A 13,921-nucleotide genomic window follows, 5' to 3' on the forward strand; every position below is an offset into this window, starting at 1 on the left:
GTCTATATTTCTTCGACTTCCAGCACGCCCCCAAGGGAACGAATTGCGCCTTTGATCTGCGGCGTAACCGGGAATTCCATACCCAGATCGACTTCGACCTCACCGGGCAAAGCCGGGTCCATCAGGCACAATTGGATCGGTCCTTTGCCCGCTGATTTTGCGGCCTGCCGCGCGCCCTCCAACACCTCGGATACAGCGGCTACGGCGCTTGGCGTTTCTATGAAAATGCGTAGGCCCATGCTGCCCGCATCGGCAACGGCGGCCTCAATCGGGGTGACACCACGCCCCAAAAGCTTGAGCTGGTCGCTTTCCATCGTCGCCTCGACAGTGACCACCACTTTGGAGCCTGTCTCCAGATGGTCACGACAGGCCTCCAGAGTGTCCGAGAACAGCGTGACCTCATAGGCGCCCGTCGGATCAGAAAGCTGGGCAAAGGCAAAACGGTTGCCGCGCGCGCTCTTGCGTTCCTGCCGTCCTGCAACGACGCCAGCCAGACGCGCGTTCATGGCTCCACGGTCTGCAACCTTATCTGTCAGTTCATCCAGCGTCAGGAACGGCACGCCACGGTCACTGCCCCACTTGCGTTTCAGAGGACCCATATAGTCGTCCAACGGGTGCCCCGACAGGTAGAAACCCACGGCCTTGAATTCTTCGGTCAGCCGTTCAGGGGCTTCCCAGTCATCGCTGGGCATCATCCGCGGCTCTGGCAGATCATCCCCCGCCTCACCGAACAGGGACACCTGATTGGAGGCTTTCTGTTCATGGATCGCGGCGGAATACGCGACCAACGCATCAAGCGCGCCAAAAACGCGGCGGCGGTTGGAATCGAGAACGTCAAATGCGCCAGACCGCGCTAGCATCTCAAGCGGACGTTTGCCCACCCGTTTCAGATCAACGCGGCGCGCCAGATCGAAAAGCGTAGCAAAAGGTTTGCCGTCGCGACCTTCGGTGATCAACTTCATCGCTTCGACACCAACATTCTTGAGTGCGCCCAGCGCGTAAACCAGCGCCCCGTCAACCACCTTGAACGTCGCGTCAGAGCGGTTCACACAGGGCGGCACCCATGGCAGTTCAAGCCGTTTGCGCACTTCCTCAAAGTAAACCGCCAGCTTGTCCGTCAGGTGGATATCGCAGTTCATCACACCGGCCATGAATTCAACCGGATGGTTCGCTTTCAGCCATGCCGTTTGGTAGCTGACAACCGCATAGGCGGCGGCGTGGGATTTGTTAAAACCGTAGTTGGCGAATTTTTCCAGAAGGTCGAAAACCTCACTGGCCTTTTTCTTATCGACACCATTCTCCATGGCGCCTTTTTCGAATTTGGGCCGTTCCTTGGCCATCTCTTCGGCGATCTTCTTACCCATTGCGCGGCGCAGCAGGTCGGCACCACCAAGGCTATAACCAGCCATAACCTGCGCGATCTGCATCACCTGTTCCTGATAAACGATGATGCCTTGGGTTTCTTCAAGGATGTGGTCGATGGATACATGGACGCTCTCGCGTTCCTTGATCCCGTTCTTCACCTCACAATAGGTCGGGATGTTCTCCATCGGGCCAGGGCGGTAAAGCGCCACCAAGGCAACGATATCTTCGATACAGGTCGGCTTCATGCGCTTGAGCGCGTCCATCATCCCCGAACTTTCAACCTGAAATACCGCCACGGTCTTGGCCGCTGCATAAAGCTTGTAAGAGGCCTCGTCATCCAGCGGGATGGTCGAGATATCGTCCAACAAGCCTTCGGGCGGGGCAAAGAGTTCGGTTCCGTCCGCCGCGACGTGCAGATGGCGGCCAGATGACTTGATTTGGTCCACCGCATTCTGGATCACGGTCAGCGTCTTCAGACCCAAAAAGTCGAACTTGACCAATCCCGCCTGTTCAACCCATTTCATGTTGAACTGGGTGGCCGGCATGTCAGAGCGCGGATCCTGATACAGCGGAACCAGCTCGTCCAACGGGCGGTCACCGATCACGACGCCGGCCGCGTGTGTGGATGCGTTGCGCAGCAGGCCTTCGACCTGCTGACCGTATTCAAGCAGACGCGCCACGACTTCTTCATTGCGTGCCTCATCCCGAAGCCGCGGCTCATCGGCGAGCGCCTTCTCGATCGAAACAGGCTTAACGCCCTCAACAGGGATCATCTTGGACAGGCGGTCTACCTGTCCGTATGGCATCTGTAGCACGCGCCCGATATCGCGCACCGCAGCTTTGGACAGCAACGCACCAAAAGTGATGATCTGTCCCACGCGGTCACGACCGTATTTATCCTGCACATAGCGGATGACTTCTTCGCGACGGTCCATGCAAAAGTCGATGTCAAAATCGGGCATGCTGACACGTTCCGGATTCAGGAAACGCTCAAACAGCAAAGAGTAACGCAGCGGATCAAGGTCCGTGATCAACAAGGCATACGCAACAAGGCTACCCGCACCGGAACCCCGGCCCGGTCCAACCGGAATTCCCTGATCTTTGGCCCACTTGATGAAGTCGGCAACGATCAAAAAGTAGCCGGGAAATCCCATGCCCTCAATGATGCCCAACTCGAACTCCAGCCGTTCTTCATAGACCGACACCTCGGCCGCATGAGGGATGATGGCCAGCCGTGCCTTCAGCCCTTCCTGAGCTTGCCGACGCAATTCAGCAACTTCGTCATCGGCAAATTTAGGCAGGATCGGATCACGGCGATAGGTCTGGAATGCGCAACGCTTGGCAATCTCGACAGTATTGTCGATCGCTTCCGGCAGATCTGCAAAGAGCGTGACCATTTCTGCCTGCGATTTAAAATAGTGTTGCGGCGTCAGACGGCGACGTCCTTCCTGCTGGTCCACATAGGCACCCTCGGAAATACAGATCAGCGCATCATGTGCCTCATACATTTTTGAGGCTGGAAAATAGACATCATTGGTCGCCACCAGCGGGATATCCATGGCATAGGCCATTTCCACAAATCCGCGTTCTGTTTGCCGTTCGACCTCTGGCGCGCCGCTTTCACCCGGATGCCGCTGCAGTTCGATATACAGCCCGTCGCCAAAGGCCGCGTGCAACTGCTTCATGAAAGCTTCAGCTGCCGGGCGCTGGTTGTTTTGCAACAGCATACCAACCGGCCCTTCCGGACCGCCCGTCAGACAGATCACATCCTCCGCATGCTGCGTCAGTTCCTGCAACGTAACCTGAGGCAAAGCGCCCCCTTTATCTAGGTACAGGCAAGAATTGAGCTTCATCAGATGCTCGTATCCACGTTCGCTCTGCGCAAGCAAAACCACCGGTGCTGGTGCGCGGGGCTTCTCACCAGGCTGAGGCTGGACGTATTCAAGATCAACCTGACAGCCGATGATAGGCTGAATGCCGGCACCCGACATCGCGACCGAAAACTCCAACGCAGCAAACATGTTGTTTGTGTCCGTCAACGCAAGGGCAGGCATTTCCGCCTTTGCACACATATCAGGTAGCTTTTTAAGGCGTAGCGCCCCCTCCAGAAGAGAGTATTCGGAATGGGTGCGCAGGTGAATGAATCGGGGGGAATTGCTCATCAGCAAAGCTTAGTCTTTATCCGAAAAAGCCTCTACAGTGAAAACAACATATTGCGCGGCGTCAGTCAGATACTGTCATTCACGTATAAAAAATACCGACACGCGGCCCAACTCATATGCAACCCACGCAGCAAACTATTTCACGTCTCTTCCCCGTTAAAACGCTTACTCAGCCGCTGCTATATTCCGCACCACTGCACCAAACGCGGAACATCTGGCTCCGGACATCACCAAACCCCTTGCCAAATCCGCGCCTCCCGCCGTAGCCTGAGGCCCGCGCCTGTTTTCTACGCCGCATCGAACACAGGTCGCGCCAAACCATTGGTACCGCGGCGGGGTCTTCCCCATGTACGTCTCATTTTTGCTCAACGGCAAACCCGTCACTTTGACGGACCCATCAGCCACGACAACGCTCCTTGATTGGCTGCGCGAAGAACGCCACCTCACCGGTACGAAAGAAGGTTGCAACGAAGGCGATTGCGGCGCTTGTACTGTGATGGTCAGCGATGCCTCGGGTCACCGGCCTCTCAACGCGTGCATCCTGTTCTTGCCACAGCTTGAAGGCAAACACGTCACAACCGTTGAAGGTCTTGCTGCGCAGGATGGCACCTTGCATCCTGTACAACAGGCGATGATAGACCAACACGGCAGCCAATGCGGTTTCTGCACCCCGGGTTTTGTCATGAGCATGGCCACTGCACACCTCAACAATGATACGGACCATGACACTGCCCTCGCCGGAAACCTGTGCCGCTGCACCGGCTACGCGCCAATCATCCGCGCCGCGAAAGATGCCAGCTCGCTTCCGGTCCCGGCGCATCTATTTTCTTTGGCAGAAAATATCCCGGGGGAGCAGCCAGAGGCTGCGGGGGCAGCGCCCCCCTCCCGGCCGCAAACCAGCGATGCACTGGCTGCGCTTTACGCAGCGCAACCAGATGCAACATTGATCGCCGGTGCAACCGACGTTGGTCTTTGGGTGACAAAACAAATGCGCGATCTGGGAGAAGTGATTTTCCTTGGCCAATGTGCGGATTTGCGCGGCATAAAAGAAACAGCCGACGGTTGGCGCATCGGCGCCATGACCACAATAGCCGAACTTGAGCGTGACCTCGGCCCCCGCTTTCCTAGCCTTGGTGCGATGCTGCGGCGCTACGGCTCTGCGCAGGTTAGGGCAGCAGCAACGCTGGGCGGCAACATTGCAAACGGCTCCCCCATCGGGGATGGGAGCCCTGCGATGATCGCATTGGGCGCGACTTTGCATCTTCGGCAAGGCGATACGCGTCGCGAGATTATGCTAGAGGATTTCTTTGTTTCTTACGGTAAACAGGATCGGCGCGCGGGCGAATTTATTGAAGCTATCAGCGTCCCTGCGCAGCAAGACACGCTTTACTGCTACAAGCTTTCAAAACGGTTTGATCAGGACATCTCAGCTGTTTGCGGCTGTTTTAACCTGCCAGTCTCTGACAACGGCTTCGGTGAGGTCCGGCTTGCCTTTGGCGGTATGGCCGCGACACCGGCAAGAGCAGCCAACGCGGAAGCTGCCCTGCGCGGCAAGCCCGCAACCCTTGCAACGATAGAGCTGGCAATGGAGGCGTTGAAAAGCGATTTCAAACCATTATCCGATATGCGTGCTTCCGCCGATTACCGTATGGCAAGTGCGCAAAACATGTTGCTACGGGCGTACCATGAAATCACCAGCGGTTATGCTGACAGCGTGACGAATTTGCAGGAGGTCCGCGCATGAGCCTTGCCAAACCTCTACCTCATGACGCCGCCCGCCTTCATGTGACCGGTGCTGCGCGATATGTTGATGACATTCCGACACCTTCCGGAACGCTGCACCTTGCTTTCGGGCTCAGCAATGCCGCTCGCGGGCGCATACGATCAATGGACCTTGAAGCCGTGCGTGCGGCCCCTGGGGTTATTTCTGTGTTCACCTCGGATGATCTTCCTTTTGCCAATGATGTCTCTCCCTCCAACCATGATGAACCTTTGCTGGCAGACGGCACAGTGCACTACGTTGGCCAGCCTCTTTTCATGGTGGTCGCGGTAAACCATCTGGCCGCACGTGCCGCCGCACAACTGGGCGTCGTTGATATAATTGGGGAACAGCCAATCCTGACCATTGATCAGGCATTGGCAGCCAACAGCCGCTTCGAGGAAGGGCCGCGCGTTTACGCCAAAGGCGAAGTCGAAACCGCCCTTGAGACCGCGGCAAAGCGCCTGACAGGCCGGATCGAAATCGGCGGGCAGGAGCATTTCTATCTCGAAGGGCAGGCAGCACTCGCTCTGCCCGGAGAGAATGGCGATATGCTGATCCACAGCTCAACCCAGCACCCCACCGAGATCCAGCACAAGGTCGCCGAAGCAATCGGATTGCCTATGCACGCGGTGCGCGTTGAGACGCGGCGCATGGGCGGTGGATTTGGTGGCAAGGAAAGTCAGGGCAATGCGCTGGCCGTGGCCTGCGCCATTGCAGCACGCGCAACAGGCCATCCCTGCAAGATGCGCTATGACCGCGATGACGACATGATCATAACCGGCAAACGCCATGATTTTCGTGTCGAGTATACAGTAGGTTTCGAACCGGACGGCAAGCTGACGGCGGTAGACTTTATCCACTATGCCCGCTGCGGATGGGCGATGGACCTCAGCCTGCCTGTGGCCGACCGCGCCATGCTTCACGCTGACAACGCCTACCATCTGGAGCACGTCAGGATCACCTCCCACCGCCTCAAAACCAACACACAAAGTGCCACAGCTTTCCGGGGTTTTGGCGGGCCACAAGGCATCGTCGGGATCGAGCGCGTCATGGACCATGTCGCGCATCATCTGGGGGTGGACCCGCTTGATGTGCGTCGGGTGAACTTTTACCGCGACAGCCGGACTGAACTGCCATCACCGCCAGAGCAGCCCGTAGCATCAACCGCAAGCAATACCGACCTTGCCAGCAGAGGGTCACAAAGCGAAATCACACCGCCGGACACTCTGCCGTCCGTTACAGACGACCTGCAAACAACGCCCTATCACCAGCCAGTGGCCGACTGTATTATCAATGCGCTGGTCGAGCGTTTAAGTAAAAGCGCTGATTATCCAAAACGACGCGCAGCGATCGCAGAATGGAACAGCAAACAACCTGTTCTGAAGCGCGGCATTGCCCTGACGCCGGTCAAGTTCGGTATTTCCTTCACTCTGACCCATCTCAATCAGGCAGGCGCTTTGGTGCATGTTTATCAGGATGGCTCGATCCACCTGAACCATGGTGGCACCGAGATGGGACAGGGATTGTTCCAGAAGGTAGCACAAGTGGCCGCCGCAGAGTTTGGCATACCGCTTGATCAGATCAAGATCACCGCGACTGATACGGCGAAGGTTCCAAACACGTCAGCAACCGCTGCCAGCTCCGGCACAGACCTCAACGGGATGGCGGTCCAGAATGCCTGTCAGACCATACGTAATCGTATGTCAGAACATCTGGCGACCCTCTATGATTGCACCGCTTCAGATGTCCGGTTCGCCGATGGAACGGTCTATGCCGGTTCTGAAACGGTCAGCTTTGCGCAAGCCGCACAACTGACCTACGAAGCGCGCATCAGCCTTTCCGCGACCGGATTCTACAAAACACCAGACATACAATGGGACCGGATAACCGGACGCGGCAGGCCGTTTTTCTACTTTGCTTATGGCGCGGCGATCACCGAAGTTGTGATTGATCCGCTGACCGGCGAAAACCGGATATTGCGCACCGACATCCTGCACGATGCTGGCCAGTCATTGAACCCTGCACTCGATATCGGGCAGATTGAGGGCGGTTATGTTCAGGGGGCAGGCTGGCTCACGACAGAGGAGCTGGTGTGGGATGACGCCGGAGCACTGAAAACCCACGCCCCATCGACCTACAAAATCCCCGCATGTTCGGATCGGCCGGATATCTTCAACGTGACCCTGTGGGACGAGCCAAATCCGGCGCAGACAATCTATCGCTCCAAAGCCGTGGGAGAGCCGCCCTTTATGTTGGGCATCTCTGCGTGGTCAGCCCTTGCCGATGCAGTGGCCGCTTGCGGCGATGAGTATGCCGACCTGCAAACACCTGCGACAGCCGAAGCAGTGATGGCGGCCATCGGCAGAGCGCGCGCAGGGCAGCAGCGATGAGCGAAACGAACAAAGCGATCTATGTCGATATTACCGGCACGCGCGGGTCTGCGCCGCGCGATGCAGGGACAGCGATGTGTGTCACCCCTTCGACAACGCTTGGCACGATCGGCGGCGGCGCGCTTGAGCTTCGCGCCATAGCGACAGCGCGCGCTATGATGCAGGACGGGCGCGACGGGCACACTGAAACCATCCCGCTCGGCCCCGACTTGGGTCAGTGCTGTGGCGGTTCTGTTTCACTGCGTTATGGTCGAGTCCCGCAGCAGGTCGATAGCTGGCAATCGCTTGCGCAGTTGCCGTTGTTTATCCACCCGATCGGTCCACTATGGATTTGGGGAGCAGGACACGTCGGGCGTGCGCTGGTTCGCCGCCTCTCTCCGCTGGGAGCCTTTGATATTACGTGGATTGATACCAGTGTAGAGCGCTTTCCAGATACTGCACCAGAAGGCATCACGGTTCTGCCAGCGTTGGATATGCCGCGACTGGCCCGCCACGCGCCACGATCTGCCCAACATATCATCGTAACCTATTCCCACGAGATTGATTTGGCCCTGTGCGCTACGCTTTTGGAACGGGGCTTTACGTGGTGTGGCCTGATAGGCTCAGATACGAAGAAATCTAGATTTTTCAAAAGATTAAATGCGATGAACCTTCCTGCCGATCGCATCACCTGCCCCATTGGCGACAAGACCTTGGGTAAACATCCAGACCAGATTGCCCATTCTACCGCGCTACAGCTCTTGCAACAGGCGCAAGCCATGGATGATAGTGCGGCCGACCAAAGGACCTACGCCCAATGACCGCACCTCTGCTTTCGCTGACCTCTTTGACCAAAGCCTATCCAGGTGTTGTCGCAAATGACGACGTATCGCTCCGGATTGCACCGGGGGAAGTCCACGCCCTGCTCGGAGAGAACGGTGCCGGCAAATCGACACTGGTGAAAATGATTTACGGGCTCGTGAAGCCCGACAGTGGCACGATGCAGATGCACGGCCAGCCCTTTTCACCAAGCGAGCCCCGCGCTGCCCGTGCCGCAGGGGTTGGCATGGTGTTCCAGCATTTCTCGCTGTTTGATGCGATGACCGTCGCCGAAAATATCGCGCTCGGCATGGAGAATGCGCCACGTCTAAGCGATCTGTCTGCCCAGATCACGACCGTATCGGAAACCTACGGCCTGCCGCTGTCACCTGACCGTATCGTGGGCGATCTATCCGCAGGTGAGCGTCAGCGGGTCGAGATTATCCGTTGTCTGCTGCAAGAACCCAAGCTTCTTATCATGGACGAGCCGACCTCCGTTCTTACCCCGCAAGAGGTGGAAATCCTGTTCAAAACCCTGCGCAAGCTTAGTGCCGAGGGGACCGCAATTCTGTATATTTCACACAAGCTCGAAGAAATTCGAAGCCTGTGCGACAACGCCACGATCCTGCGCTTGGGTAAAGTTGTAGGCGATTGCGTACCGCGCGACACAACAGCGCGCGAGATGGCAGAGCTGATGGTTGGCAAGCTGCTACAAACGCCAACGCGTGCAGGAAAAGCGGTGGGAGATGTTGTGCTGGACCTGACCGGCTTAAGCGCCCCTGCCCCCAACGCTTTTGGCATAGCGCTCAAGGACATCTCGTTGGAGCTGCGCGCTGGCGAAGTTCTTGGGATTGGCGGGGTTGCAGGGAATGGCCAAGACGAACTGCTGGCGGCGCTGTCCGGTGAGCGCCCTGTTGCGCGCGGCATGGTTGCGTTTAAGGAAGAAGATATTGGCCCTCTGGGACCAACCGCGCGGCGTCAGCGCGGATTGCTGGCGGCCCCAGAAGAACGGATGGGACACGCCGCCGCACCAGACATGTCGCTTACCGAAAATGCCATGCTGACCGGATCTGTCCGTGAGGGGTTGGATCACAGGGGTTTTCTGGACTGGCCGGCAGCGACACGCTTTGCTGAAAGTGTGATTGAACGGTTTGACGTGCGCACTCCCGGCCCGGGCGCTGCGGCACGGTCATTGTCGGGTGGTAACCTGCAAAAGTTCGTCATTGGCCGCGAAGTGATGCAGCGGCCCGATGTTTTGGTCGTCAATCAACCAACTTGGGGCGTTGATGCCTCTGCAGCGGCGGCGATCCGGCAAGCACTGCTGGATCTGGCTGAGAACGGCGCGGCTGTCATCGTGATCAGTCAGGATCTGGACGAACTGATGGAAATATCCGACCGATTTGCCGCATTGAACGAAGGCCGCCTATCAGAGCCGCGTCCGGCGCAGGGGATTACTGTCGAAGAGATTGGCCTGATGATGGGCGGCGCCCACGGAATGGAGGTGGCGCATGTTTAACGCTACGACCAACACCTTCTCAGAGGACCGCACATGATTGCTTTGACAAAGCGCCCCGAGCCGAGCCGCGCGTTTTCACTTGCAGCACCGCTGCTGGCCGTGGTTGCCACGATGATCTTTGGTGGGTTGCTGTTCGCCGTTTTGGGCAAAGACCCCTTCGAAGCAATCAGGACCATTTTTTGGGAACCTGTGTTTGGGGAATTTGCATTTTTCTATCGCCCCCAACTGCTTATCAAAGGCGCGCCTCTTGTCTTGATCGCCATTGGATTGAGCCTTGGGTTCAAGGCGGGCATCTGGAATATCGGCGCCGAGGGTCAGTACATTATGGGTGCGCTTTTTGGCGCAGGTGTAGGCCTTGCCTTCTATCCCATGGAAAGTGCGTTGGTCTTTCCCTTGATGGTTCTGGCCGGAGCCTTCGGCGGCTGGATCTGGGCAATGATACCAGCAGTGTTGAAGGTGAAATTCGGCACAAACGAGATTTTGGTCTCGCTCATGCTGGTCTACGTCGCAGAACAATTTCTGGCCTCGATGTCTTTGGGCCTGCTAAAGAACCCCGAAGGGTTCGGGTTCCCCGGATCGCGGAATCTACAGCAATACGCCAGTGCGCATAACGCTGACTTGATTGCAGGTACCGGTATGCACTGGGGTGTCGTTGCGGCCTTTATCGCGGTGATCTTTGCCTATGTCTTGTTGGCGCGGCACAGGCTGGGCTTTGCCATTCGGGTCACAGGCGACGCGCCGCGCGCCGCAGCATTTTCTGGCGTGAACCCCACACGGCTGGTGGTCTTCTGTTTGGGAATGTCGGGCCTTTTGGCAGGACTGGCAGGCGTGTTCGAAGTGTCTGGTCCAGCCGGACAGGTCACAATTGATTTTAACGTAGGTTACGGCTTCACAGCGATCATCGTGGCATTTTTAGGCAGATTGCATCCGGTGGGCATTCTATTGGCAGGTGGGCTTATGGCCCTTACCTACATCGGCGGGGACATTGCCCAATCTAAGATGGGATTACCTGCGGCAGCGATTCAGGTGTTTCAGGGGATGCTTTTGTTCTTCCTGCTCGCGTTTGATCTTTTCACAAATTACACACTGCGCTTCGGCAGCAGGGAGACTGCTTGATGGACCTGTCTGCAATCAATCCGATCCTATTTATTGCCGGCTTCTTTGTCGCTGCAACGCCGTTGATCTTTGCTGCCATAGGCGAATTAGTCGTTGAGAAAACCGGCGTCCTCAACCTTGGTGTTGAGGGGATGATGATCATGGGCGCAATCAGTGGCTTTGCCACCGCCGTTGAAACAGGTTCGCCGTTATTGGGTTTTGTCGCTGCCGCTGCGGGTGGCGCGATACTGAGCCTTCTTTTTGCGTTTTTGACACAGGTGATGCTGGCAAATCAGGTCGCCTCTGGTCTTGCGCTGACGCTGTTCGGGTTGGGTTTCTCGGCGCTGTTAGGCCAAAGCTATGTCGGGGTAAAACCGCCGCGCCTTGCGGATGTGAATTTTGGTATACTGGGTGACATTCCCGTTATCGGACCGATCTTCTTGAGCCATGATATCATCGTATACCTTGGCATCGCTCTGGTAATTGCGGTCTGGGCTGCATTGAAATTTACGCGCGCGGGGCTTGTTCTGCGCGCTGTTGGCGAAAACCACGATGCGGCCCATGCGCTTGGTTTTAAAGTAAAACGTATCCGCACGCTGGCCATTATGTTCGGTGGGGCCTGCGCAGGCGTTGGGGGCGCCTACATCAGCCTCATTCGTGTGCCGCAATGGACCGAAGGCATGACGGCTGGTATCGGCTGGATTGCTCTCGCGCTGGTTGTGTTCGCCTCATGGAAGCCGTTTCGCGTGCTGCTGGGTGCCTATCTTTTTGGCGGTCTTGTTCAATTACAGCTCAATCTGCAGGGCGCGGGCGTTGCCATTCCTGTCGAATATCTGGCAATGTCGCCTTACGTTATAACTATTGTGGTCCTTGTATTCCTGTCGCGCGACAAAAGCGCCGCGCCGGGATCGCTGGGACGCATTTTCCACGCCTCGTCCTGAGGCAAATAAATCCGCCAACGAGCGGACCAAGACCAACTGGGGAGAAACCAAATGAACTTCACCAAACTGCTGGCCAGCGCCGCGCTGGTTGCCGGCATGGCAACAGCGGCCTTTGCCCAAGACAAAACCAAAGTCGGCTTTGTTTTCGTCGGCCCGATCGGCGACGGTGGCTGGACCTATGAGCACAACAAAGGCCGCGTGGCCGTTGAGGAAGAATTCGGCGATGCGGTAGAGACCGTATTCGTTGAAAGCGTGGCAGAGGGCCCCGATTCCGAGCGTGTGATGACGCAGATGGCGCTCGACGGTGCCGATCTGATCTTCACCACATCGTTTGGCTATATGGACCCGACAATCAACGTCGCGGCAAAGTTCCCGGACGTGAAGTTCGAGCACGCCACTGGCTACAAACGTGCCGACAACGTCAGCACCTATTCAGCGCGCTTTTACGAAGGCCGCGCTATTCAAGGCCACATCGCTGGCAAGATGACCAAGTCCAACACCATCGGTTACATCGGCTCCTACCCGATTCCAGAAGTAATTCGTGGCATCAACTCTGCGTTCATTCACGCGCGCAAAGCAAACCCCGATGTGCAGTTTAAAATCGTCTGGGCCTACACATGGTTTGATCCAGCCAAAGAAGCAGACGCAGCCAAGGTTCTGATCGAACAAGGCGCTGACGTGATCCTGCAGCACACAGATTCCACCGCGCCACAGGCTGCGGCTCAGGAAGCTGGCAATGTTGTGACGTTCGGCCAAGCCTCGGACATGAGCCAGTACGCTCCCTTCCCGCGCGTGTCGTCCATCATTGATGACTGGGCGCCATACTACATTGCGCGCACCAAGGCGGTTATGGACGGCACTTGGACGTCAACCGACACATGGGACGGCATTGGCGCCGGCATGGTTGGCATCGGCGAGATTTCCGATGCAGTACCTGCTGACGTGAAAGAAGAAGCTCTTGCGTTGAAAGAAACATTGGCTGACGGCACCTACCATGCGTTCACCGGCCCGCTGAACAAGCAGGACGGCACACCGTTCCTTGCGGAAGGTGAAACAGCGGACGATGGCACCCTTGCCGGCATGAACTTCTACGTTGAAGGCATTGAGGGCGATATCCCGCAATAAGCGACTTTAACCGTTGATCTCGAAAAGGCCTCGCGTATTCGCGGGGCCTTTTTGCATTGGCAACTGGTGAGCTAGGCTTTTTCCCATTCCGGCAGCGGGAAAAGCGTATCGTATGCCCAATTAAAGCAAAACGCGTAGACCATATAGAATGCCGCAAAAGACAAATCCATTATGAATGCCTGCCATACTGTGACGCCCAGATACCATGCGATGAACGGCAACAGCACAACCAGCAATCCCAGCTCGAACAAGGCGGCGTGCACAACGCGCATCATGCGGGTCTTCAGGGTCGTGCCATATGCACGCTGGAGCGCCCTATCGAAAAAGTAGTTGTAAACGATGTTCCATAGGGTCGCGAGCGTCGCACTTACCAACCCCACGACACCAAAATCTGCGAGGGGCACATGAAACAGCAATGATCCAAGGGGAACGACCAGAAGTAAGCCGATGATTTCGAAACTAATGGCGTGACGTAAACGATCATAAAGGGAGCGCATGGGTACCTCAAAAACAGTTACCGGGCCGTCCCGGCGATGATCCATTCGGAGAGGTCGTCCTCACAGGAAATCAAATGACACGTGATGATTGCCTTTTCAACACGCCAGCAATCAAAATATCGCTAGATTACGCCCCCTCTTGACCGGCTTTCGCCGTGTCACCCACGGGCTAACGCTTCATTCTCATTGTTACCCTTTCGGGACTCGCGTACCACTGCTACATCGCGCGGGATCAGGACGGCGCACGCGCTCCCGCTTTCTCATGGATAT

At 56.9% G+C, this 13,921-nt stretch carries 9 protein-coding genes; 7 read left to right on the forward strand and 2 right to left on the reverse strand.

Annotated elements, in window-relative coordinates:
* Nucleotides 1-2: 2 nt before the first annotated feature.
* A complete protein-coding gene (dnaE, locus tag K3757_RS15045; protein WP_259996692.1) occupies nucleotides 3-3,527 on the reverse strand; it encodes a DNA polymerase III subunit alpha in 3,525 nt (1,174 codons plus the stop codon).
* Nucleotides 3,528-3,873: 346 nt separating this feature from the next.
* Here dnaE and xdhA point away from each other — a divergent pair, with 346 nt between their 5' ends.
* The 7 genes from xdhA to K3757_RS15080 are packed head-to-tail and all read left to right on the forward strand — an operon-like array spanning nucleotide 3,874 to nucleotide 13,154.
* Nucleotides 3,874-5,271 (forward strand): xanthine dehydrogenase small subunit, encoded by a 1,398-nt coding sequence (gene xdhA, locus K3757_RS15050; RefSeq protein ID WP_259996693.1) that lies wholly within the window; start codon nucleotides 3,874-3,876, stop codon nucleotides 5,269-5,271.
* On the forward strand, nucleotides 5,268-7,679 hold the full coding sequence (gene xdhB, locus K3757_RS15055) for a xanthine dehydrogenase molybdopterin binding subunit (protein ID WP_259996694.1): 2,412 nt from the start codon (nucleotides 5,268-5,270) through the stop codon (nucleotides 7,677-7,679). The genes xdhA and xdhB overlap by 4 nt, the downstream gene beginning before the upstream one ends.
* Nucleotides 7,676-8,479, forward strand: coding sequence for a xanthine dehydrogenase accessory protein XdhC (gene xdhC, locus K3757_RS15060; RefSeq protein WP_259996697.1), 804 nt, complete (start codon nucleotides 7,676-7,678; stop codon nucleotides 8,477-8,479). The genes xdhB and xdhC overlap by 4 nt, the downstream gene beginning before the upstream one ends.
* Nucleotides 8,476-9,993 carry an ABC transporter ATP-binding protein gene (locus K3757_RS15065; protein ID WP_259996699.1) on the forward strand — a complete coding sequence of 506 codons (1,518 nt, stop codon included), beginning with the start codon at nucleotides 8,476-8,478 and terminating at the stop codon, nucleotides 9,991-9,993. The genes xdhC and K3757_RS15065 overlap by 4 nt, the downstream gene beginning before the upstream one ends.
* Before the next feature lie 33 nt (nucleotides 9,994-10,026).
* Complete coding sequence (locus tag K3757_RS15070) at nucleotides 10,027-11,109, forward strand: ABC transporter permease (protein WP_259996700.1); 1,083 nt, start codon at nucleotides 10,027-10,029, stop codon at nucleotides 11,107-11,109.
* Nucleotides 11,109-12,029 carry an ABC transporter permease gene (locus K3757_RS15075; protein ID WP_259996701.1) on the forward strand — a complete coding sequence of 307 codons (921 nt, stop codon included), beginning with the start codon at nucleotides 11,109-11,111 and terminating at the stop codon, nucleotides 12,027-12,029. Before K3757_RS15070 ends, K3757_RS15075 begins: the two co-directional genes overlap by 1 nt.
* Before the next feature lie 51 nt (nucleotides 12,030-12,080).
* On the forward strand, nucleotides 12,081-13,154 hold the full coding sequence (locus K3757_RS15080; RefSeq protein WP_259996704.1) for a BMP family ABC transporter substrate-binding protein: 1,074 nt from the start codon (nucleotides 12,081-12,083) through the stop codon (nucleotides 13,152-13,154).
* A gap of 71 nt (nucleotides 13,155-13,225) precedes the next feature.
* Here K3757_RS15080 and K3757_RS15085 read toward each other — a convergent pair whose 3' ends face one another.
* Nucleotides 13,226-13,651 (reverse strand): PACE efflux transporter, encoded by a 426-nt coding sequence (locus tag K3757_RS15085; RefSeq protein WP_259996705.1) that lies wholly within the window; start codon nucleotides 13,649-13,651, stop codon nucleotides 13,226-13,228.
* Nucleotides 13,652-13,921: the final 270 nt, after the last annotated feature.

Origin of the sequence: Sulfitobacter sp. S223 (genome assembly GCF_025143825.1) — a bacterium.
GTDB lineage: Bacteria > Pseudomonadota > Alphaproteobacteria > Rhodobacterales > Rhodobacteraceae > Sulfitobacter.

Bases quoted from the DNA above. Each gene is read 5' to 3' on its own strand.
- dnaE (WP_259996692.1), bottom strand. From the start codon at position 3,527: ATGAGCAATTCCCCCCGATTCATTCACCTGCGCACCCATTCCGAATAC.
- xdhA (WP_259996693.1), top strand. From the start codon at position 3,874: ATGTACGTCTCATTTTTGCTCAACGGCAAACCCGTCACTTTGACGGAC.
- xdhB (WP_259996694.1), top strand. From the start codon at position 5,268: ATGAGCCTTGCCAAACCTCTACCTCATGACGCCGCCCGCCTTCATGTG.
- xdhC (WP_259996697.1), top strand. From the start codon at position 7,676: ATGAGCGAAACGAACAAAGCGATCTATGTCGATATTACCGGCACGCGC.
- K3757_RS15065 (WP_259996699.1), top strand. From the start codon at position 8,476: ATGACCGCACCTCTGCTTTCGCTGACCTCTTTGACCAAAGCCTATCCA.
- K3757_RS15070 (WP_259996700.1), top strand. From the start codon at position 10,027: ATGATTGCTTTGACAAAGCGCCCCGAGCCGAGCCGCGCGTTTTCACTT.
- K3757_RS15075 (WP_259996701.1), top strand. From the start codon at position 11,109: ATGGACCTGTCTGCAATCAATCCGATCCTATTTATTGCCGGCTTCTTT.
- K3757_RS15080 (WP_259996704.1), top strand. From the start codon at position 12,081: ATGAACTTCACCAAACTGCTGGCCAGCGCCGCGCTGGTTGCCGGCATG.
- K3757_RS15085 (WP_259996705.1), bottom strand. From the start codon at position 13,651: ATGCGCTCCCTTTATGATCGTTTACGTCACGCCATTAGTTTCGAAATC.